This is a genomic window from Psychrobacter sp. 1U2 (assembly GCF_051847575.1).
The window spans coordinates 1-775 of sequence record NZ_JBPYDC010000915.1 but is presented as its reverse complement, the minus strand read 5'-3'; the positions used below and the strand labels follow the sequence as shown (position 1 = coordinate 775).

Annotated in this window: 1 protein-coding gene; it reads left to right on the top strand. The window is 43.9% G+C overall.

The features are described from left to right. Positions 1–739: DegT/DnrJ/EryC1/StrS family aminotransferase (locus tag ACS8FD_RS19515; RefSeq protein ID WP_439277082.1), on the top strand; the 739-nt coding region annotated here is incomplete at its 5' end. Positions 740–775 lie beyond the last annotated feature (36 nt).

Genomic DNA, 775 nt, shown 5'->3' with positions numbered 1-775 from the left:
ACAGGCACATGGCGCAGATTATAAAGGTCGTAGTGTCGGTAGTATCGGGCATGTTGGCGCATGGAGCTTTTGCCAAGATAAGATTATGACGACTGGCGGCGAAGGCGGAATGGTCACTACTAATGATGAAGATCTGTGGCGTAAAATGTGGTCATATAAAGACCATGGCAAAAGCTACGCTGCTGTGTATGAAAAGGAGCACCCACCTGGCTATCGTTGGTTACATGAAAGCTTTGGTACTAACTGGCGCATGACTGAGATGCAGGCAGTGATAGGACGTATTCAGCTTGAGAGAATGTCAGATTGGACGGCCAAGCGTACGGCTAATGCACAAGCAATTTTGCAAGCATGCACTCAGTGGGAAAATAAAGGCTATGTACACGCACCAAAGCTAGAAGAAACACCAGAATTTGCCGATTCTAAGCATGCTTATTATAAGTTATATGTTTATATAAATACCGACAGCCTGCCTGATGGCTGGTCACGTGATCGTATTATTGAAGAAGTCAGTCAGCTAGATGTCCCCTGTTTTTCTGGAACTGCCTCTGAAGTCTATCTAGAAAAAGCGTTCGATGGCACAGGACTGCGTCCTGAAACTAGAATGCCAGTTGCAAAAGAGCTTGGGGAGACAAGTTTGATGTTTTTAGTACACCCGACGCTTACTGAGGCCGAAATTGATAAAACGGTCGAAGCAATCAATACGGTATTCAATAAGATAGATATCTCATCTCAACCATAACAGCTACCACACTAATCAAATTATAAATCAAGACAT